The sequence below is a fragment of the Streptomyces sp. NBC_01520 genome (genome assembly GCF_045040375.1).
Lineage (GTDB): Bacteria > Actinomycetota > Actinomycetes > Streptomycetales > Streptomycetaceae > Streptomyces.
In genome coordinates this window covers 3,783,057-3,801,279 of record NZ_CP109404.1, presented here as the reverse complement: position 1 = coordinate 3,801,279, position 18,223 = coordinate 3,783,057, and the positions used below count along the sequence as shown (strand labels likewise).

16 protein-coding genes are annotated in these 18,223 nt (G+C 72.2%); 11 read left to right on the top strand and 5 right to left on the bottom strand.

The window, feature by feature from the left end:
* Positions 1 to 70 precede the first annotated feature (70 nt).
* Entirely contained in the window at positions 71 to 1,603 is a 1,533-nt protein-coding gene (locus OG524_RS17040; protein ID WP_405810894.1) for a PstS family phosphate ABC transporter substrate-binding protein, read from the bottom strand.
* A gap of 263 nt (positions 1,604 to 1,866) precedes the next feature.
* Between OG524_RS17040 and OG524_RS17035 the strand changes: the two genes are divergently transcribed.
* Together OG524_RS17035 and OG524_RS17030 are read left to right on the top strand one after the other, a co-directional pair.
* Entirely contained in the window at positions 1,867 to 2,757 is an 891-nt protein-coding gene (locus OG524_RS17035; protein ID WP_405389970.1) for a glycoside hydrolase family 19 protein, read from the top strand.
* A 98-nt stretch (positions 2,758 to 2,855) separates the two neighbouring features.
* Complete coding sequence (locus OG524_RS17030) at positions 2,856 to 3,383, top strand: hypothetical protein (protein ID WP_405810892.1); 528 nt, start codon at positions 2,856 to 2,858, stop codon at positions 3,381 to 3,383.
* A 32-nt stretch (positions 3,384 to 3,415) separates the two neighbouring features.
* Here OG524_RS17030 and dnaN read toward each other — a convergent pair whose 3' ends face one another.
* A complete protein-coding gene (gene dnaN / locus OG524_RS17025) occupies positions 3,416 to 4,534 on the bottom strand; it encodes a DNA polymerase III subunit beta (protein WP_405389972.1) in 1,119 nt (372 codons plus the stop codon).
* A gap of 372 nt (positions 4,535 to 4,906) precedes the next feature.
* Here dnaN and OG524_RS17020 point away from each other — a divergent pair, with 372 nt between their 5' ends.
* The gene (locus OG524_RS17020) at positions 4,907 to 6,367 is read left to right on the top strand and encodes a helix-turn-helix domain-containing protein (protein ID WP_405812472.1); all 1,461 of its coding nucleotides are present in this window, start codon (positions 4,907 to 4,909) and stop codon (positions 6,365 to 6,367) included.
* A 41-nt stretch (positions 6,368 to 6,408) separates the two neighbouring features.
* Here the strand turns inward: OG524_RS17020 and OG524_RS17015 are convergent, their stop codons facing one another.
* Both OG524_RS17015 and OG524_RS17010 read right to left on the bottom strand, forming a co-directional pair.
* Complete coding sequence (locus OG524_RS17015) at positions 6,409 to 8,166, bottom strand: serine/threonine-protein kinase (protein ID WP_405810889.1); 1,758 nt, start codon at positions 8,164 to 8,166, stop codon at positions 6,409 to 6,411.
* Between the two features lie 383 nt (positions 8,167 to 8,549).
* A complete protein-coding gene (locus tag OG524_RS17010) occupies positions 8,550 to 9,275 on the bottom strand; it encodes a 4'-phosphopantetheinyl transferase family protein (protein WP_405389974.1) in 726 nt (241 codons plus the stop codon).
* A gap of 462 nt (positions 9,276 to 9,737) precedes the next feature.
* On the opposite strand from OG524_RS17010, the gene OG524_RS17005 reads away from it, so the two are divergent.
* The 5 genes from OG524_RS17005 to OG524_RS16985 all read left to right on the top strand — a co-directional run bounded on the left by OG524_RS17005 (position 9,738) and on the right by OG524_RS16985 (position 14,764).
* Entirely contained in the window at positions 9,738 to 10,475 is a 738-nt protein-coding gene (locus OG524_RS17005) for a hypothetical protein (RefSeq protein ID WP_405389975.1), read from the top strand.
* Positions 10,476 to 10,528: 53 nt separating this feature from the next.
* Complete coding sequence (locus tag OG524_RS17000) at positions 10,529 to 11,428, top strand: LuxR family transcriptional regulator (RefSeq protein ID WP_405389976.1); 900 nt, start codon at positions 10,529 to 10,531, stop codon at positions 11,426 to 11,428.
* A 155-nt stretch (positions 11,429 to 11,583) separates the two neighbouring features.
* Positions 11,584 to 12,012 (top strand): hypothetical protein, encoded by a 429-nt coding sequence (locus OG524_RS16995; RefSeq protein WP_405389977.1) that lies wholly within the window; start codon positions 11,584 to 11,586, stop codon positions 12,010 to 12,012.
* Entirely contained in the window at positions 12,009 to 12,752 is a 744-nt protein-coding gene (locus OG524_RS16990; protein ID WP_405810886.1) for an IclR family transcriptional regulator, read from the top strand. Before OG524_RS16995 ends, OG524_RS16990 begins: the two co-directional genes overlap by 4 nt.
* The gene (locus OG524_RS16985) at positions 12,749 to 14,764 is read left to right on the top strand and encodes a BTAD domain-containing putative transcriptional regulator (RefSeq protein WP_405389979.1); all 2,016 of its coding nucleotides are present in this window, start codon (positions 12,749 to 12,751) and stop codon (positions 14,762 to 14,764) included. The genes OG524_RS16990 and OG524_RS16985 overlap by 4 nt, the downstream gene beginning before the upstream one ends.
* A 15-nt stretch (positions 14,765 to 14,779) precedes the next feature.
* On the opposite strand, the gene OG524_RS16980 is transcribed toward OG524_RS16985, so the two are convergent.
* Positions 14,780 to 15,016: a hypothetical protein gene (locus tag OG524_RS16980; protein ID WP_405389980.1), complete on the bottom strand. Its 237-nt coding sequence runs from the start codon at positions 15,014 to 15,016 to the stop codon at positions 14,780 to 14,782.
* Between the two features lie 358 nt (positions 15,017 to 15,374).
* Between OG524_RS16980 and OG524_RS16975 the strand changes: the two genes are divergently transcribed.
* Genes OG524_RS16975 through OG524_RS16965 form a run of 3 tightly spaced genes read left to right on the top strand, consistent with a single transcriptional unit; the run spans position 15,375 to position 18,201 of the window.
* Positions 15,375 to 16,418, top strand: a complete 1,044-nt coding sequence (locus OG524_RS16975; protein ID WP_405389981.1) for a polyprenyl synthetase family protein — start codon at positions 15,375 to 15,377, stop codon at positions 16,416 to 16,418.
* 32 nt (positions 16,419 to 16,450) lie between these two features.
* The gene (locus tag OG524_RS16970; RefSeq protein WP_405389982.1) at positions 16,451 to 17,998 is read left to right on the top strand and encodes an acyl-CoA carboxylase subunit beta; all 1,548 of its coding nucleotides are present in this window, start codon (positions 16,451 to 16,453) and stop codon (positions 17,996 to 17,998) included.
* Positions 17,995 to 18,201 carry an acyl-CoA carboxylase subunit epsilon gene (locus tag OG524_RS16965; protein WP_405389983.1) on the top strand — a complete coding sequence of 69 codons (207 nt, stop codon included), beginning with the start codon at positions 17,995 to 17,997 and terminating at the stop codon, positions 18,199 to 18,201. Before OG524_RS16970 ends, OG524_RS16965 begins: the two co-directional genes overlap by 4 nt.
* Positions 18,202 to 18,223 lie beyond the last annotated feature (22 nt).

Below are 18,223 nucleotides of genomic sequence, written 5' to 3'. Positions count from 1 at the left end.
GCCCCCGGCAGTCGCTGCCGGGGGCCTCACGCGTGTCCGCCGGGCGCGGGGCCCGTGTCCGGCCGCGGGTTCAGTCCCTGGCGCACAGCCGCATCCCCTTCGGGGTGGCGCACGGCAGGTGGCCGTGGTCGAGCATGATGTCCTGCCCGCCGCCGCGGCTCAGGTAGCCCAGGAAGCCCGCGGCGGGCGATCCGGCCGACGGACGCCCGTAGGTGTAGGCGTACTCGGTCTCGCGGAACGGGTACGGGGACGACTCGATGTCCTCGATGGACGGGACCGGTGCGCCGTCGATGGCCAGCTGGTGCAGCCCCTTCGTCTCCGTGCCCTTGCGCAGCTCGCTGTAGCCGATCGCCCCTTCGACCTTCGCGACCGTGGACAGGACCTCGTCCGTGTCGTCGAGCTCGCAGCGGATGTAGGGGACGTCCGGGGCGCTCCTGGTGGTGCAGTCGCGGGAGGAGAAGGTGGGTTCGCTGCTGCCCAGCACCCGGCGTCCGAACACCTCGCGGGTGCCGGAGCCGGCGTCCCTGCTGATCAGCTTGATCGTCAGATCGGGGCCGCCGGCCTCCTTCCAGTTGAGGATCTCGCCGCGGTAGATCTTCCGGATGGTGCCGAGGTCGAGATCCCGCACCCCGACGTGGTCGTTGACGACCAGGTGGAAGAGCGAGATGCCGACGGGGGTCTCGCCCAGCTCCGTGTACGCCCCGGGTTTCACGCCGTCGGAGAGTGCGACGGTGGTGTCGGCGGTCCCCGGCTTCGCTCCCCCGCCGGCGAGGGCGCGCAGGCCTTCGGCGCTGCCGTTGGCCCTGACCTCGATACGGACGCTGTCGCACTTGCGCTCCAGCTCCCGCTTCGCTGCTTCCAGGACCGGGGCGAACGCCGTGGAACCGGTGACCGTCAGGCTGCCCGGTGCGCATTCCATCGGCGGCGGGGGAGCGTTCCGTACGAGGATGATCGAGGCGAGCGCGACGACGCAGACCGTCAGGGCGACGGTGATGATCCTGGCCGAGCGGCTGAACACGGGTGGCTTCTCGTCCGGCCGCAGCGCCTTGTTCGGGGACACCTCGCCGTCCCGGATGCCTCCCGTCACCCTGATCGGACTGCCCACGTTCGCGCCGGTGAGCAGGACCAGGAGCTTGAAGTGCTCGTTGCGGTTGAGCGGGACGCGCGGCAGCCGGATGAGCGCACCCGTGTGCCGCAGTCCGGCCGCCGGGGTGAAGTGGTCCATCAGATGGTCGGCGCCCGGGGAGTGGGTCACGGCGACACCGCGGACGGTACGGCCGGTGAACTCCGCGGTGAGGCCGTGCAGTTGTTCGCCGCGCCCGGTGTAGTCGTCATTGGCGATCGACTGCGATCCGTCGTTCTCCACCCGGAGCAGGACGAGCGTGGCGTCGGCCATGTCGGGGGTCTCGCTGAAGAGTCCGAGCCGTACGTTGGCGCGGCCCTGGCTGACACCGCTGCCTATCGGGGTGTCCATCTGGACGCGGTAGCCGATGCGTTTGCGGCGGGGGACGCGGCGTTCGTACCAGAGCACGCCCGCCGACGTCGCCACGCCGAGGGCCGCGGTGAGGACGGCGATGACGTTCTCGGGCTCGAACCACGCCATGGATGCTCGCGCTCCCTCAGGGGTGCGGGGTACCGGTCGCGTCACCGTACGGCGCTCCGGCCAGGGGTGGGCGGGTCGTCGGATTCCTTACGGTGAAGTTCGCCCGGCGTTCAACAAGCCCGTGTGCGAGGGCAGTTGGAAGCGGAGGACGAGATGCCGGATTCTGGTCTAGACCTTGACAGGTCCAGACCATCGACGCTTGAGTGGCCGTACCCCCATGGCGGCGCACGCTCACGCGGTCGCCGCGTCGAAGGAGTGATCACGTGGTCAAACGTGTCATGAGCCTGATCACCGCGCTGGGCGCGGTCGTCGCGATGCTCGTCTTTCTCCCCGCCACCACCGCCTCGGCCGCCGCGTGCGCCCCGGCCTGGAGCTCCTCCGCCGTCTACTGGGGCGGCGGTGCGGCCTCGTACAACGGGCACAACTGGTCCGCGAAGTGGTGGACGCAGAACGAGGCCCCGGGCTCGGCCGACGTCTGGGCCGACCAGGGCAGCTGCGGTTCCGGCGGCACGGACCCGGGCGAGCCGAACCCCTCGGGCTTCGTCGTCAGCGAGTCCCAGTTCAACCAGATGTTCCCGAACCGGAATTCGTTCTACACCTACAGCGGTCTCACCGCGGCCCTGAGCGCCTACCCGGGCTTCGCCAACACCGGCAGCGACACGGTCAAGAAGCAGGAGGCGGCGGCGTTCCTCGCCAACGTCAACCACGAGACCGGTGGTCTGGTCCACATCGTGGAGCAGAACACCGCCAACTACCCGCACTACTGCGACAGCAGCCAGTCCTACGGCTGCCCGGCCGGCCAGGCCGCCTACTACGGCCGCGGTCCGATCCAGCTCAGCTGGAACTTCAACTACAAGGCCGCCGGTGACGCGCTCGGCATCGACCTGCTGGGCAACCCCTGGCAGGTGGAGCAGAACGCGTCCGTGGCCTGGAAGACCGGGCTCTGGTACTGGAACACCCAGTCCGGCCCCGGCACCATGACGCCCCACAACGCCATGGTCAACGGCGCCGGATTCGGCGAGACGATCCGCTCGATCAACGGCAGCATCGAGTGCAACGGCGGCAACCCCGCCCAGGTCCAGAGCCGCATCGACAAGTACAAGGCCTTCGTCCAGATCCTCGGCACCACGCCCGGCTCGAACCTGAGCTGCTGAACTCGGCCCCACCCCGAGGGACGGGGGGCGTGCCCGGCTCCGGCCCGGTACGCCCCCCGATTCGTCGTCCGGGAAGGGTGGTTGGCAGGATCACCCTCATGACCACCGACAACAGCGGCGCACCGCCCGCCGGCACCGAGGACGGGCTCGCCCGGATCGACGGCCTCCTCGCCCTGCCCTTCCCCGCCGGGGAGGAGAGCGAGGACAACGGCGTACACAGCAGTGGCCCCGGACACCATCTGCTGATCCTGCGGGCGAGCCAGGACTTCTGGGACGACCGGTCCCCGGAGCGTGTCGAACCGGCCGAGCAGGAGATCGAGGACGAATTCAGTGCCCTGGCAACCGCGTTGACCGAGCGCTGGGGCGAGCCCGGGACCGTCGACCTCTGGCCGTACCTGGAGGAGAGCCAGGAGGGCGCACCCGCCCCCGAACCGATGGGCCAGCTCTGCAACCTGGCGGGCAGCATGCAGGTCTGGCGCCCGTCGCCGGGTGGGCCGGACGCGCCTCACGTGCGGGAGTCCCGGACCGGTGGCCGGTGGATCGGGCTGGCCGTGGGGCAGGCGGACCCCGAATTCCCCATCTGGCTGCTCGCCGCCGTCGGGGAGACGGCGATCCTGCCCGGATAAGGCGTGCCGGGGCGGGCGTCCCCCGGGCTCCGTCAGAGCAGCGCCGGCTTCACGGACATCAGCAGGTGCTGGTGCGCGGGGGTGTCCGTATCCTCCCCGCCCGTGATCATGGCGCGTTGGCCCGGCCCCATCAGGCTCATCCGGACCGTCGGATCCTCGAAGGAGGACAGGGCGTCCATGAGGTACGCGGGGTTGAACGCCACCGTCATCTGCTCGGCTCCCTCCCACACGGCCGGCAGCCGCTGGGACGCGATGTCGTCCTCGTAGCCCGCCTGCAGCAGCACCGAGGCGTCCGGGCCGGGGGAGAAGGCCAGCTGCAGCGGACTGCCGCCGTCCGCGACCACGGAGACACGCTTGACGGCTTCCACCAGCCGGGCCCTGTCCAGCACCGCGACCGTGGGACCCGCCAGCGCGAACAGCTTGTCGTGGCGCGGCAGCCGGCCGTCCAGGAGACGCACCGTCGTACGCGTCCCGGCGTGCTCGAAGCCTGCCGAGCCCGCGTCCAGGGCGACACTGACCGCACCCGAGCTACCCAACGAGCGGGCGATCCCGGCCAGTCGGCGGGCCGGCACCACGACATCGGCCGTCGCGTCGGGCACCGCCGCCCGCCAGGGCAGGGAGCGCACCGCGAAGCGGTAGCGGTCGGTGGCCGCCAGCGTCATCGTGGAGCCGTCGAGCGCGATCCGGATCCCGGTGAGCGCCGGCAGGGTGTCGTCCCGCCCCGCGGCCACCGTGACATGGGCGACCGCCGCAGCGAACTCCGCGGCGTCCACCAGCCCGCGGACCTCCGGCAGCGGCGGCAGCGCGGGGTAGTCGTCGAGCGGGAGCACCGAGAGCCCGAACCGGGCGCCGTCCCCGGACACCGTGAACCGGGAGCCCTCCACCGCGCACTCCACGGGCCCGTCGGGCAGCACCTTGCAGATGTCGAGCAGTCGGCGCCCCATGACGAGCACCTTCCCGGACCGCACGGTGTGCGCCTCCACCTCGACCCGGGCCGAGGCCTCGAAGTCCAGCCCGGACACGCGCAGTCGCCCGTCGGCCGCGTCGAGCAGCAACCCGCCCAGTACGGGAACGGGGGACCTGGCGGGCAGCACCCGCGCGGCCCGGGCCACGGCGTCGGTCAGTGCGCCACGCTCCATACGGAATTCCACGGTGGGGCCTCTCTCGTCCGGCGTACGACACGGTCGGGACGAGACGCTATGCGGCACCACTGACAGTCACCGGCGGCCGACGGCAGCGACCACCCCCGTGGGCCGCTGCCGTCGCACCCTCCCGACGTCCCCCGACGCCCTCCGACGTGCCCCGGAACCGGACCTCCCTGACGTCCCCCGACGTCGCCCGGTGTTCCAGGAACACCCTGGGGACTCTAGGGGGACGGGGCGGCGGACGGGGAGATTCAATTCGCACCGCGAGGCGTTCCCGGGGTATCGAACCGCACAGCCGGACCGGTACCCTGCACTCCGGTTTTCGGCCAGGAAGGGGGACGGGTGCGCGCGGGGGAACGGGCGGACGACGTACTGCAGATGTACCGGCTGGCGCGGACCGGCGGTTCGCTCGACGTACTGCGCCGGCTCGCCCGGCGGGCCGAGGGCTGGGCCGGGATCGTCGACGAGGACGGCACGGTGCTCCAGGCGGCGGCCGACACCGGCCACCCGCCGGGGCGGGACGCTGCCGGGATCGCCGCCGAGGGTGCGCGGGAGCTGGTGGCCCGGGGCGTCGGTGCCTTCTCCCTCGACCGGGACGGGTACACCGCGCTGGTCCTCCCCCTCGACAGCGCGTCGGGCCCACGCGGCACGGTGCTCGCCGTCGTCGCGCCCCGGCCGCTGCCCGGCGGACTGGCCACGCTGCTCGCCGACGCGATGATGCCCCTGGCCCTGGCCTGGTCGTCGGAGAACGTCGAACGCAAACGGCGCCGGGTCGACCTCGCGGAGTCGAGGGGCCGTGAGGCGGTGCTGCACCTGCTGATGACAGGTCAGCTCTCCATCGCCCACCAGGTGGCCGGTGCGCTGCGCCCGAAACTTCCCGACCCGGTACGCGTCTGCGTCGTCGAGTGCGCGGGCGGACAGCGCGACGAGGTGGCCCGGATCTGCGCGGACGCCTCCGGCGGCAGGACCTGGATCGTGCGCTGCCCGGTGTACGCCCGCCATCTCATCCTGATCACGCCGGCCGAGGACGGGGCGGAGCCGGAACGCCCGGCGGGCGGCAGCCCGCTCGGTGTGACCGTCGCGGGCCTGGTGGACGACTGCGTCGTGGGCGTCAGCGAGGAGGTGCCGCTGTCCGACACGGTGACCGCCTACCGGCAGGCCTTCCACGCCCTCGCCGTGGCCCGCGGACTTCCCGGCCGTCACGCGGGGTTCGGCTCCTCGCCGGAACCCGCCCTGGTCGTCGGCGCCGCCGGGGCACGGTGGGCCGACGCGCTGCTCGCACCGCTCCTCGCCCACCTCCCGCGCCGCTCGCAGGACCCGGGCAGCCAGGAACTCGCGGCGACTCTCGCGTCCTGGCTGGCGTTCTCCTCCCACGCCACCCAGCACCTGAAGATCCACCGCAACACCCTGGCCGCGCGGCTGAGGACGATCGGCGAACTGCTCGGTCTGGACCTCGACCGGATCGCGGACCAGGCGGCGCTCGACCTGGCCATCTCCATCAGGTCCACGCCCGCCCTGCACCGCCCCGGCGGCCCGGACCACGGCACACCGGCGGACCTCGACACGATCCTGCGCGGCCCCAGCATCCAGGAGTGGGCGGCCCAGCAGCTGCGCCTCCTCGCCCAGGCAGGGCCGACCGCCCAGGAGACCCTGCGCACCTGGCTGCGGTGCGAGACCCAACTGGGCCCGACCGCCGTCGAGCTGGGCATCTCCGTGCCCGGCGTACGCAAACGCCTCGTCCGGCTGGAGTCCGCGCTCCGCCGCTCACTGCTCCGGACGCCGAGCGCGCGCTACGACCTGTGGCTCGCCTTCAGGGCGGCGGACCTCACGACTCCGTGAACACCCCGGGCTGCGGTACGGGCCAAGGGCTGTCGTACGGGTCAGCCCGTCTTCGTGTACGTCAGACTCTCGCCGGTGTCCGCGATCTCGCGGCGCAGCGTGCCGTCGGACAGCAGGGTCAGGACGGTGGGCCTGCCCGGGGTGCACGACGTCATCGGTTCGCCGACGGTGACCTCGGAGGAACCGATGCGGACCGAGGAACCGGGGGACGGCTCGGCCTCCAACGGCGCCTGGAACACGCAGTGGTACGAGTCCCCGGTGTCGAGCGGGCCGTCCGCCGTGAGGGACAGGACCGTGTCGCCCACCTCGCCCTGCTGGATGACGAGCCGTCGGGTGGAGTGTCCGCCGCCGCCCTCGACGGCCCCCGACCAGGTGCCCAGATAGCCGTCGGGGATGACGCCCGTACCGCTCTTCCCGTCGGTGGAGGTCCCGGAGCCCGGACCGGAGGGGGAACGGGACCCGCTCGGGGCCGGCGAGGTCGTGGTGCGTCCGTCGCCGTCCCCCATGAACGTGTAGACCGACCAGCCCGCCCCGATCGCGACGAGCACGGCGACCGCGACCAGCAGCACGGCCGAGCCCGCCGAGCGGCGGCGCCGCGGCGCGGGAGGAGGGACGGGGGCGGCGAACCGGGGCGGGCCGTACGGCGTGGTGAACCCGTTGCCGTACCCCGGGGCGGGCTGCTGCTGCGGGTAGCCGTAGGACGGCGGTGGGGACGGCGGTGGGCCAGCCGCGGTGGGCCGCGCGTGCGGGGTGCCCGGCGGCTGCTGGGGCGGCCTCGGGGCGGGCGGGGCTGCCGGGGTCCGCGGGGCGGCGGGGGTGTGCGCGGGAGCCGGGGACTGTCCGGACGGGGGCCGGTGCCCGCTCTCCTCCGGGTCCTCGGAATCCAGCAGCTCCACCGCGTGCCGGCCGAGCTGGGCGATCAGCGCACCGGGCAGCCAGGGCTCCGCCGACGCCGTCTCGCCCAGCCGTTCCAGGACGGCGTCCGTGGAGGGCCGCGCCTCCGGGTCCTTGGCCAGGCAGTCCCGGATCAGCTCGACCAGGTCCACGGGTACGCCGGTCAGATCCGGGTCCTCCTGCGCGATCCGGTACATCAGCGCGTGCACCCCGGTGTCCGCCACGCCGAACGGAAGCCGGCCGGTGGCCGCGTACGCCAGGACGGAGCCGAGGCAGAACACGTCGCACGCCGTCGTCACCCGCTCCCCGCGCACCTGCTCGGGTGCCATGAAGCCGGGCGAGCCGATGAGCGCCCCGGTACGGGTGAGACCGCCGTCGGCGACCGTCTCCAGCGCCCGGGCTATGCCGAAGTCGATGACCCGCGGCCCGTCGATCGTCATCAGGACGTTGGACGGCTTCAGATCACGGTGGATCAGTCCGGCCCGGTGGATGTCCTGGAGGGCGCCCGCGAGCCCGGCCGCCAGGATGCGCACGGAGCGCTCCGGGAGCGGACCGTACGCCCCCGACTCGGACACCGGGACGCCGGGACGGCCCGAGACGATCCGCTGGAGCGCCGGTCCGGCGACGTATCCCGTGGCCACCCACGGCACCGTGGCCTCCGTGTCGGCGTCGAGCACCGGCGCGGTCCAGACACCCCCGACCCGGCGGGCCGCCCCCACCTCCGCACGGAAGCGGTCGCGGAACTGCTGCTCCGCCGCGAGCTCGGGACGGACCAGCTTGATGGCGACGGTACGGCCGCGGTCGGAGCGGGCCAGGAACACCCTGCCCATCCCGCCCGCGCCGAGACGGCCCAGCAGGCGGTAGCTGCCGATGCGTCGCGGATCGCCGGAACCCAGCTGCTCCATGGTGTGCTTCCTCCCCCGTACGGTCGTGGCAGACCGTGCACGAGAATAGCGGCGGGCTCCCGGGGCGGACCGAGGACCGGACGCGAGCCGAGTCCCCGGGCGCCCCGTCGATGGAGCGGGCGTCCGCCCGGCGGTGGCCGGACAGGCGATTCGTTATTCATTCGTGAGACCGCGAGCGCCCGCGCGCGTATTCCTTGCCGCCCCGAAGTTTTGCGCACGCCGAAGAGCCGCGGTGATTATCCGCGGGAGGTGAGCATTACTCACAAGTAGTAAAGGGATTCGCCGGGCGAATCCTTGTTGTCCGCGTGGGGAACGCGGCATTGCGAACAGGGGGACGTATATCGGAATATCGGGTGGGGATTGTCGGTATTGTTCGAGCGGGTTCAGTGTTGACGAAGGCTGTTCACACCTATGGAGACGCTGTGTGGCAGTGCCACGGTTGCAGTCCAGCCCGTCGGCAACGGCAGATCGCGCACGGCCCAGGCGTCCGGAGTGCCCGGGATGCCCGCCGTGACCCTGGCCGGGTCCGGGTGGTCAGGGTGGGTCTCGATGCCCGTCAGGTCCGCGGCCAGGCCGATGCCGATCGCTTTGAGCACCGCCTCCTTACGCGTCCAGCAGCGCAGGAACGCCCTGCTCCGCTCGATGCCCGGCGGGGCGTTGCGGACGTGCAGGTGCTCGGCGGCGGTGAGCGCGACCCGCGCCATCGAGTCGGTGTCCACGGCGCGTATCCGCTCGACGTCCACGCCGACCGGGACCCGGGCGACCGCCAGAAGGAAGCATCCGGAGGAGTGGGAGATGCTGATCCGGAAAGGGCCCGGCGGGCGGACGACGGCAGGTGGTCCATGCCTTTGGTCCCCGCAGCCGGGACAGGGCAGCCTCCCCAGCCCGATCTCCGCCGGATCGACGTCGAGGAGATCCGAGAGCGCGCGCCGGGTGCCCGCGCGGCTGACGATGAACTCGGTTGCGAGACGGGGGTGTTCGATGCGGCTCAGTCGGTCGCGCTCGCCGGCGTCCAGGAGGGCCAGATCGGCCGGATCGGGATTCTCTCCGGTCGACAGCCACCACCGGACGGCCGCATCGGTCGCCGCGGGGGCGTGGAATTCGGTCATTGACGGAGGGTAGGCGGGGCCGTCGCGTTGCAGAGGCGGATGGCCTCTACCGGACAGCTTCGACTCCGCTGGGTGATCATGCGACCACGTACGGCAGGGTAAGTGGAATGTGAAGGGCTCGAATAGGTGGCCCGGATGCAGCTTGGTGACAAATTCGCTCCGCCGGATGGGGTTGGGACCGGCTTGAGGGGAAATCGCGGACCCGATCCGTCCGCTTGTGCCGGTCGGCCGTTGACTGGTTCACGTCCGAGATCTAATGTCTGGGAAAGTTGGGCGTTGGCGCGTTAGTGCCCAAGGGATACGTAATCGATTTATCTATCAACCTCTTTCGGCTCCGTGGCCCTTTGAGGAATGAACCCAGCGCGGGTGATTGTTTCCCGGGCCGGTCGAATTGGTACATGAGGGAGCGGAATGGGTTCGGGGGTGACGGATGCGCCAGATGGTGTGCGTGGTGCCGATTCCGTGGAGCGCGCGCTCCTGGAGGCGCGGGCACTGATCGAGTCCTCGGTGTCGATGCATCGCAGCCGGCCGGGCGGCGCGTCGCTGCTGGTGCGGGCGGACGACGGCTCGGTGGACAACGCCGTGAAGCGGGTCATGGCGGGTGCGAAGTACTCGGCCCATCTCGCGGTCAGCGGCAACTGGAAGCACTCGGCCGTGGTGATCAAGACGGTGGCCGGTGCTGTGGCGCCGTCGACGACGCCGAGGAGGCGGGGCCAGCTCGCGGTGCGGCTGCTCGCGGCGGGCCGGGCGCTCGAACTGTCCGCAGACTGCCAGCAGGGGTTCGCCGATACCTCGCTCGAAGTGCGTATGGCGAACGGTGAGCTGCGTGAGGCGCTGATCGTCGACGGCCGGACCGCGCTGGTCCAGTCCGGCGACGGATCGGGTGGCCGGCACGCGGCGGTCATCACCGACCCTGCGGCGGTCGGGGCGCTCGATCTGCTCTTCGCCGGTGCCTGGGCCGTCGCCCGCCCGGTCGCCGACGAGCTCCTGCTGGACCGCAGTCTGCGCAACGAACTGGCGTGCCGGATCCTCGAACAGCTTCGTGCGGGGCGTACCGACGACGTGGCCGCGCGGGAGATCGACGTGTCTCTGCGGACCTATCGGCGCCATGTCGCCGCGATCATGCGCGTACTCGGGGCGAACTCCCGTTTTCAGGCAGGGGTTCGCGCGGTGGAGCTGGGGTTGCTGGACCGGTGCTGACCCGTCAGCCCGTGCAGTGACACCCACCGTTGATCAACGGGGGCAACAGGAAGATGACAAGGACGACATCTGCGACGGGCCCGGATGCGGGCGGCGGCGATCCGCGGAGGCCGAAGGGGGCCGGGGAGGAAGCGGCCGGACCGTCGGCCCGCGGTGGCGAAGGGCCGGACGAGGGACAGGACGCCATCGAGCAGGCACTGCTCCAGGTCCGCGCCCTGATCGAATCGACGGTGGAGCGGCATCGCAACAGGGTCTCGTGGGACCACCAGATCATCGCCGTGGACGGCCAGCGGGGGGAGGTGCTGAGCGAGGCCCGCAAGCTGGTGCTGCAGGCCCGGTCGAGCATTGACGTGGTGCTCGCCTCGGGGCCGAGCTGCGGCGCCGAGGCGAAGGGGCCCTTACGCGAACTGACCTACATGGTGCCCGAGAGCGTCCGGCTGCGGCTGTTGTGCTCCCCTGCCATGATCGACGAGGACTTCGTGCGTGAGCAGCTCGCGCTGGGCTCACCCATCGAGATCCGGGTGGCCCGCGTCCCACCCCTGCAGGCCGTGATCGTCGACGGATCGGTGGCGCTGGTCTCGGCCGAGTCGTCGACCGGCCGCCGCGCGTCGCTCATCAAGGTGCCCGACGTCATCAGCACGCTCCGCACCCTCTACGAGGGGGTGTGGCGCAACGCGGTGCCCGCCGCCGCACGCATCACGTTCGGTGACCACTGCCGCACGGATCTCGCCAGGCAGATACTCGGGGCCCTGCGTGCCGGGGTCACGGACGAGGTGGCCGCACGGGAACTCATCGTGTCCGTACGCACCTACCGGCGGTACGTCGCGGAGGTCATGACGCTGCTCGACGCCAACTCGCGCTTCCAGGCGGGCGTACGGGCCGCGGAGCTCGGCCTGCTCGGCGGGATCGAGAGTCCCGGGCAGCCGCCGGCGCCTCCCGCCGCGGAGGCCTGACGGGCAGGCGGCGGAGGTCCGTACTGGCAGCTTCCTGAAGTTGCCGTTGTCGGGCCGGGAAGCGGGCGGCTACAACTGGCTGCGTCGACCGGGTCCGCCTGCGCGCCCCGGCGCAGTACCGCCGAGAAGTACCGCCGACGCGAGGTGCGAACAGAATGAAGGCCGGCACGGGCGGCGGACGGTTCCGCCGCCGCAGGGCTGCGACCCGCCGGGGCGTGGCCCGGAAGGCCCTTCACCGCTTCGCCCCCCGCCCCTCGCGTACGGACGACGAGACGCTGATCGCCGAGGTCGCCGGCACGGACAGGACCACTCCGGAGACCCCGGACGTGACGACTGCTGTGGCGCCCCCGCTCCACGCAGGCCCCGGGAGCGTGGGCGCCCGCCGTCGGCGGAGCGCCCGCCCGGCCCGCTGCCGCACCGGTGAACACGATTCCCGGGTGGCCGGTGCGGGCCCGGCGGTGCGGGCCGACTTCGCTCCCGCCGGACCTGCCCGACGGGCCTTCGCCGGCGGCCACTTCTACCTCATCGCCCGGCGTGCCGAACCGACCGGTGTGCCGGCCGAGTCCCTGGAGGGTGTTCGATGACCACCTTGCCCTACCCCGACCTTGCTCCTCTTCCCCACGACAGCGGGGTCGGCGTGCTCAACAAGGCGTCGCTGCTGCTGAGTGTGCTGGAGGACGGCCCGGCCTCGCTGTCCCGGATCGTCGTGGTCTCGGGGCTGACACGTCCCACCGCCCACAGGCTGGCCCAGGCGCTGGAGCGGCTCCGCCTCGTCACCCGTGACTCCAGGGGACGGTTCCAACTGGGGCCACGGCTGGGGGAGATGGCGGTCGTCGTGCACGGTGACCGCATGCTGGCCCTGGCCGGGACCGTGCTGGCGGACCTGCGCGACCGGACCGGCGGCGGTGCCCGCCTGCACCGCCGCTGCGACGGCGGGCAGCTGTGCGTGGCCGGTGCGGAGGTCTCCACGGCGGAGAAGGACGCGGTGGCGGTGGGAACCGCCTTCACCCTGCGGTCCGGTGCGGTGGCCCAGGTGCTGCTCGCCTGGGAGGACCCCGAAGTGCTGTACGCGGGCGTCGCCCGGGCACGTTTCACCGCCGCCACGCTGACACAGGTGCGCCGCCGCGGCTGGGCGCAGAGCCTCGGCATCTGGGACACCGATGTCGTCACACTGGCCGCTCCCGTGCGGGGGCCCGGCGGCCGGGTGGTCGCGGCGCTCTCCCTGTCGGGTCCGGCCTCGGTGCTGACCAGGGAGCCCGCGCGGGAGTTCGGCGGTGCCGTGATCGACGCGGCGCTGCGACTGGGCGAAGCGTCCGGCGGATGAGCTCCCCCCACCAGGGCGTGGGGCGGCCCGTACTGACGCGGCAGCAGGAATCCGTACCGCAGATGGAGTTCAGGATCCTCGGACCGACGGAGATCTGGGCCCGCGGAGTCCGTATCCCGCTCACCGCCGCCAAGCAGCGCACCGTGCTCGCGGCCCTCCTCATCTCCCCCGGACGGTTCGTCTCCGATCTGTGGCTCGCCGAACTGCTGTGGGGACCCACACCGCCCGCGACGAAGTCCGCGCAGCTCTACACCTACATCTCCCGGCTGCGGCGCAGCTGCGAGCCCGGTCTCAGGCTGGTGCGGAAACACCGTGGCTACGGCCTGGTCCTGGGCTCGTCCCGATTCGACTGGAAGACCTTCCAGCAGCTCGCCGAACAGGGGCGCCAGTACCTCGCGCAGCGCCGCTACGCGGAGGCCGCGGCCAGTCTCGAACCCGCGCTCGGGCTGTGGCGAGGCCCCGCACTGTCGGACGTCACGGACCTCCTGGCCAGGACCGAGCTCCCCCTGCTGGAGGAGGCACGGTTGCGGGCGGTGGACCACCGCATGGAGGCGGTCCTCCACCTGGGCAGACACGACGCCGCACTCCCGGAACTCACCCGGCTGGTGGCGGAGAACCCGGCCAGGGAGTCGCTGCGCGGGCACCTGATGACAGCGCTGTACCGCTGCGACCGGCAGATGGACGCGCTGCGGGTGTACGAACAGGGCCGCCGGGTTCTCCAGGAGGAGCTGGGCGTGGCCCCGGGGGCGTCGTTGCGCGCGCTCCACCGCGCGGTGCTGCTCGAGGAGCTGCCCGGTCCGGCTGCCGCCGAACCCCTGACCCTGACCGTGCGGCGCGCCGGGCCCGTCGCGCAGACACCCCTCGCGCCGGACGGCGTGGGCCGACGTGCCACGCACAGTCCGTGGAACGGGCTGGTCCCCGCGATGCTGCCGACGGACACGGCCGGATTCGTCGGCCGCCACTCCGAACTCGCCTGTGTCGTGGAGGAGCTGCGTGACAGCCGGAGCTCGTACCGGGGGGTCGTCCTGACCGGCGCGGCCGGGGTGGGCACCTCGGCCCTGGCCGTACGCGCGGGGCACGCCTGCCGGGACGACTTCCGGCAGGGCCAGCTCTACATCGATCTGCGCGACGAGGCGGGCCGGCCCAAGGATCCGCTGGACGTGCTCGGCAGCTTCCTGCGCGCGCTGATGTACGTACGGGCCGAGGACCTGCCCGCCACGCTGGACGAGCGCGTACAGCTGTACCGCAGCGCCCTGTCCCGTCGCCGGATCCTCGTGGTGCTCGACAACGCGTCGGACGAACGCCAGGTGCGGCCCCTGCTGGCGAGCGGATCCGGCTGCCGGGTGCTGATCAGCGGTGGCCGGCACCTCGTCTCGACGGAGGGTGTCAGGGCGGTGCGGGTCGGACGGCTCGATGACACGGAGGCGCGGGAGCTGTTGTCCTCCCGTGTCGGCCAGGAGTGTCTCGACGCCGAACCGGCGGCCACCCGGCAGCTGTTGGAGCTCTGCGAGGGACTGCCGCTGGCGCTGCGGTTCTGTGCGGCCCGGCTGGTCGCCCGCCCTCAGTGGCCGGTGAGCAGGCTGGTCGACAGGCTGGAGAACGGAGAGGTGCGGCCGGACGAGTGGGGGGAGGGGGCCCAGGAGCTGTGGACCGTGCTCCGGGCGGGCGTCATGCGGCTCGAACCGCCGCTGCGTCCGGTCCTGCGCACCCTGGCCCGGACGGAGCCGGGTGACTTCTCGCCCGCCGGCGCCGCGCAACGGCTCAACTGGTCGGAGGACCGGACGCGTGGGGCCCTGGACGCGCTGGTGGAGGGCGGGTTGCTGGAGCTCGCCGCCGGAGCGCCCCGGGGGAGCGCGGTGGCCGGCGAGGGCACGGAGGTGACACCGGGCGGGATTCCGCCGCTCCTGGCGGGCGGCGGCCCGTCCGACGTGTTCCCGGAGCAGGAGCGCTACCGGTGCACACCGCTGGTCCGGTTGCTGGTGCGTGAGCGGCGTCCGTCGCAGCGCTCCTGACCCGGCCGGTCCCGGTCAGTCGGCCGAGGGACCGGGCGGAGGGGGCTGCACGTCGTTGATGAACGCCGCCAGCAACGCCGCCCAGCGCAGCCCCTGGTCGTCCATGGCCTGGTCCTCCTCCGAGTACGCGATGTCCTCCTCCGGCCCGCACCCGTCGGGGGTGCCCTTCGGCACACACCCGTGCCACTGCGCCCCGGTCCGTGCCGGGGTGTCCGGTACCTCGGTCGGATCCGGTGCGGCGTCCTCGCCCATGTGTCCCTCCTCCTCGAACCGCCCCTGCCGGGCGTCCGCTCCAGGGTTGGGTACATACCTATGCGTTTTCTATATTCCGCTTCCCGGGACGCACACCTGGGCGCCCGTGCCCCGTCTGCTGGCAGCTTCCTGAAGCGGGTATTGCCCGGCGCGGTGCGCGGGCAGTTCCATGGACGCGTCAGGTGTAGTGCTCGCCCCGATCACGGAGCCTGCCTGTCCGGCGGGCGATCCCCCCCCGTACCGCCGGGACGCCGGGGGTCTGGTCCCTTCATGAGGCCGGACCGTCGGGTCCACTGCGCGTCGTGCCCGCCGTGTACGTCCACGGCGCCGCGGGCCCGCCGAGAAAAAGGACGAGGACATGACTGTCACGGCCCTGCCCGGTTCCGAGCTGCTTGTACACATGGCCGCACACGACCCGTCGTTCCGGGAGCGGACGGCCCAATCCCTGCTCGACGTCGAGAAGCGCCTGCTGGGCTGTGCGTCGGACGCCCCCGATCCACGCGTGGCCGAGCTCACGGGCCACATCGCGACGGCGGGAGGCAAACGGCTGCGCCCGCTGCTGGTACTGCTCGGCGCGGAGTTCGGGGAGTCCTGGCGGGACGGGGTCGTCGAGGCCGCCGTGATCGCCGAACTCGTCCACATCTCCTCCCTCTACCACGACGACGTGATGGACGGGGCGGAGCTGAGACACGGAGTGGTCAGCGCCAACGCTCTCTGGGGCGCGCGCCTCGCCGTGGCCGGCGGCAACTGGCTGCTGGCCCGCGCCGCCCGGCTCGCCGCCGAACTCGGCCCGGAGATGGTGCGGTTCCAGGCCGATGTGGCGAGCGAACTGGTCGTGGGCCAGCTGCGCGAGATGACAGGGCCCGACGAGGGCGAGGATCCCGTCGCCCACTACTTCCAGGTCGCCTCGGGCAAGACGGCGGCCCTGCTCGCCATGGCGCTGGGGGCAGGCGCGCTCCGCGCGGGTGCCCCGGACGCGTACGGAAGCGCACTCACCGAGTACGGGCGTCAGCTGGGCATCGCCTTCCAGATATCCGACGACCTCCTCGACCTCGTCGCGCCCGCCTCGCGCACCGGCAAGGAGCAGGGCGCGGACCTGGCCGCCGGGGCCCCCAGCCTGCCGGTGCTCCTGGCCGTCGCGGACGGGCGCCCGGCCGGCGCCGAGCTGCGGGAACTGCTGTCGGCCGGACCGCTGGAGGACCCGGCCGACCGCCGGCGCGCACTGCGGCTGTTCGCGGTGTCGCCCGCCCCGGCGGGCGCCGAGGCCCACCTGCGCCACCGGCTCGGCCTCGCCCGGGCAGCGCTGGACGTGCTGCCGCCGGGGCCGGCGCACCGGGCGCTGCACGCCCTGTGCGACTACGTCGACTCACGCGTCGCCCGCACGGTGGGCGCGGGGCACTGACCGGACCAGCAGACACGACAAAGGGGTTGGACATGCCACCGGAATCATGGGGCGAACTGGCGGTGATCCGCGCCGAAGCGCTGCGCGGACCGAGCGACCGGGCGACCGAGGCGCAGCATGCCAAGGGCAAGCTGACCGCCCGGGAGCGCATCGATCTGCTGCTGGATCCGGGTTCGTTCAAGGAGGTCGAGCAGCTCCGCCGGCACCGGGCGACCGGTTTCGGCCTGGAGGAGAAGAGACCGTACACGGACGGTGTCATCACCGGCTGGGGGACGGTCGAGGGCCGCACGGTCTTCGTGTACGCGCACGACTTCCGGATCTTCGGCGGGGCGCTGGGTGAGGCCCACGCCACGAAGATCCACAAGATCATGGACATGGCCATCTCGGCCGGTGCTCCGCTGGTCTCGCTGAACGACGGTGCCGGGGCCCGTATCCAGGAGGGCGTGTCCGCGCTCGCCGGGTACGGCGGGATCTTCCAGCGCAACACCCGTGCCTCCGGTGTCATCCCGCAGATCAGCGTGATGCTCGGCCCGTGCGCCGGCGGCGCGGCCTACAGTCCGGCGCTCACCGACTTCGTGTTCATGGTCCGTGAGACCTCGCAGATGTTCATCACCGGACCGGACGTCGTCAAGGCGGTCACCGGCGAGGAGATCACGCAGAACGGCCTCGGCGGCGCGGACGTGCACGCCGGGACCTCCGGCGTCGCGCACTTCGCGTACGACGACGAGGAGACCTGCATCGCCGAGGTCCGCTACCTGATCGGCATGCTCCCCTCCAACAACCGCGAGAACCCTCCCGTCGTACCGGGCGACGACCCGGCCGACCGGCGCGGCGACGTCCTCCTCGACCTCGTCCCGGCCGACGGCAACCGCCCCTACGACATGCACAAGGTCATCGAGGAACTCGTCGACGACGGCGACTTCCTGGAGATCCACGAACGCTGGGCCACCAACATCATCTGCGCACTGGCCCGGCTCGACGGCCACGTCGTCGGCATCGTGGCCAACCAGCCCCTGTCGTACGCCGGAGTGCTGGACATCCGCTCCTCCGAGAAGGGGGCGCGCTTCGTCCAGTTCTGCGACGCGTTCAACATCCCGCTGGTCACCCTCGTCGACGTACCCGGCTTCCTGCCCGGCGTGGACCAGGAGCACGGCGGGATCATCCGGCACGGCGCGAAGCTCCTGTACGCGTACTGCAACGCCACCGTGCCGAGGATCTCGCTGATCCTGCGCAAGGCCTACGGAGGTGCGTACATCGTCATGGACAGCCAGTCCGTCGGGGCCGACCTCACCTACGCGTGGCCCACCAACGAGATCGCCGTCATGGGCGCGGAGGGCGCGGCCAACGTCATCTTCCGCCGCCGCATCGCCGACTCCGACGACCCCGAAGGCCTGCGCGGCCAGTTGGTCAAGGAGTACAGGACGGAGCTGATGCACCCCTACTACGCCGCGGAGCGCGGTCTGGTCGACGACGTCATCGACCCCGCCGAGACGCGCGGGACGCTGATCCGCTCCCTGGCGATGCTGCGGCTCAAGCACGCCGACCTGCCGTCGCGCAAGCACGGAAACCAGCCCGCGTGAGCGCCGGCACCGGGCCGGGCGGATCCCGGCCGATCGTGGTCCACGGATCCCCGACCCCCGATGAGCTGGCGGCGGTGGTCGCGGTGCTGCTCACGGCTCTTCGGCACCCCGGACCTGCCGGTTCCGACGGAGCCGTGCGGGCCCCGTGGCGGCGCGCGGAGTCGCCGCCCTCCTCCCGGGTCTCCTGGCGGGCAGGGCTCTGAACGAGGTCGCTGCAGGTATCTG

Coding starts and splice junctions, on each gene's coding strand:
- OG524_RS17040 (WP_405810894.1), bottom strand. CDS start 1,603: ATGGCGTGGTTCGAGCCCGAGAACGTCATCGCCGTCCTCACCGCGGCC.
- OG524_RS16970 (WP_405389982.1), top strand. CDS start 16,451: ATGCCACCGGAATCATGGGGCGAACTGGCGGTGATCCGCGCCGAAGCG.
- OG524_RS16990 (WP_405810886.1), top strand. CDS start 12,009: ATGACCACCTTGCCCTACCCCGACCTTGCTCCTCTTCCCCACGACAGC.
- OG524_RS17020 (WP_405812472.1), top strand. CDS start 4,907: ATGTACCGGCTGGCGCGGACCGGCGGTTCGCTCGACGTACTGCGCCGG.
- OG524_RS17010 (WP_405389974.1), bottom strand. CDS start 9,275: ATGACCGAATTCCACGCCCCCGCGGCGACCGATGCGGCCGTCCGGTGG.
- OG524_RS17000 (WP_405389976.1), top strand. CDS start 10,529: ATGACAAGGACGACATCTGCGACGGGCCCGGATGCGGGCGGCGGCGAT.
- OG524_RS16975 (WP_405389981.1), top strand. CDS start 15,375: ATGACTGTCACGGCCCTGCCCGGTTCCGAGCTGCTTGTACACATGGCC.
- OG524_RS16980 (WP_405389980.1), bottom strand. CDS start 15,016: ATGGGCGAGGACGCCGCACCGGATCCGACCGAGGTACCGGACACCCCG.
- OG524_RS16985 (WP_405389979.1), top strand. CDS start 12,749: ATGAGCTCCCCCCACCAGGGCGTGGGGCGGCCCGTACTGACGCGGCAG.
- OG524_RS17030 (WP_405810892.1), top strand. CDS start 2,856: ATGACCACCGACAACAGCGGCGCACCGCCCGCCGGCACCGAGGACGGG.
- OG524_RS16995 (WP_405389977.1), top strand. CDS start 11,584: ATGAAGGCCGGCACGGGCGGCGGACGGTTCCGCCGCCGCAGGGCTGCG.
- OG524_RS17015 (WP_405810889.1), bottom strand. CDS start 8,166: ATGGAGCAGCTGGGTTCCGGCGATCCGCGACGCATCGGCAGCTACCGC.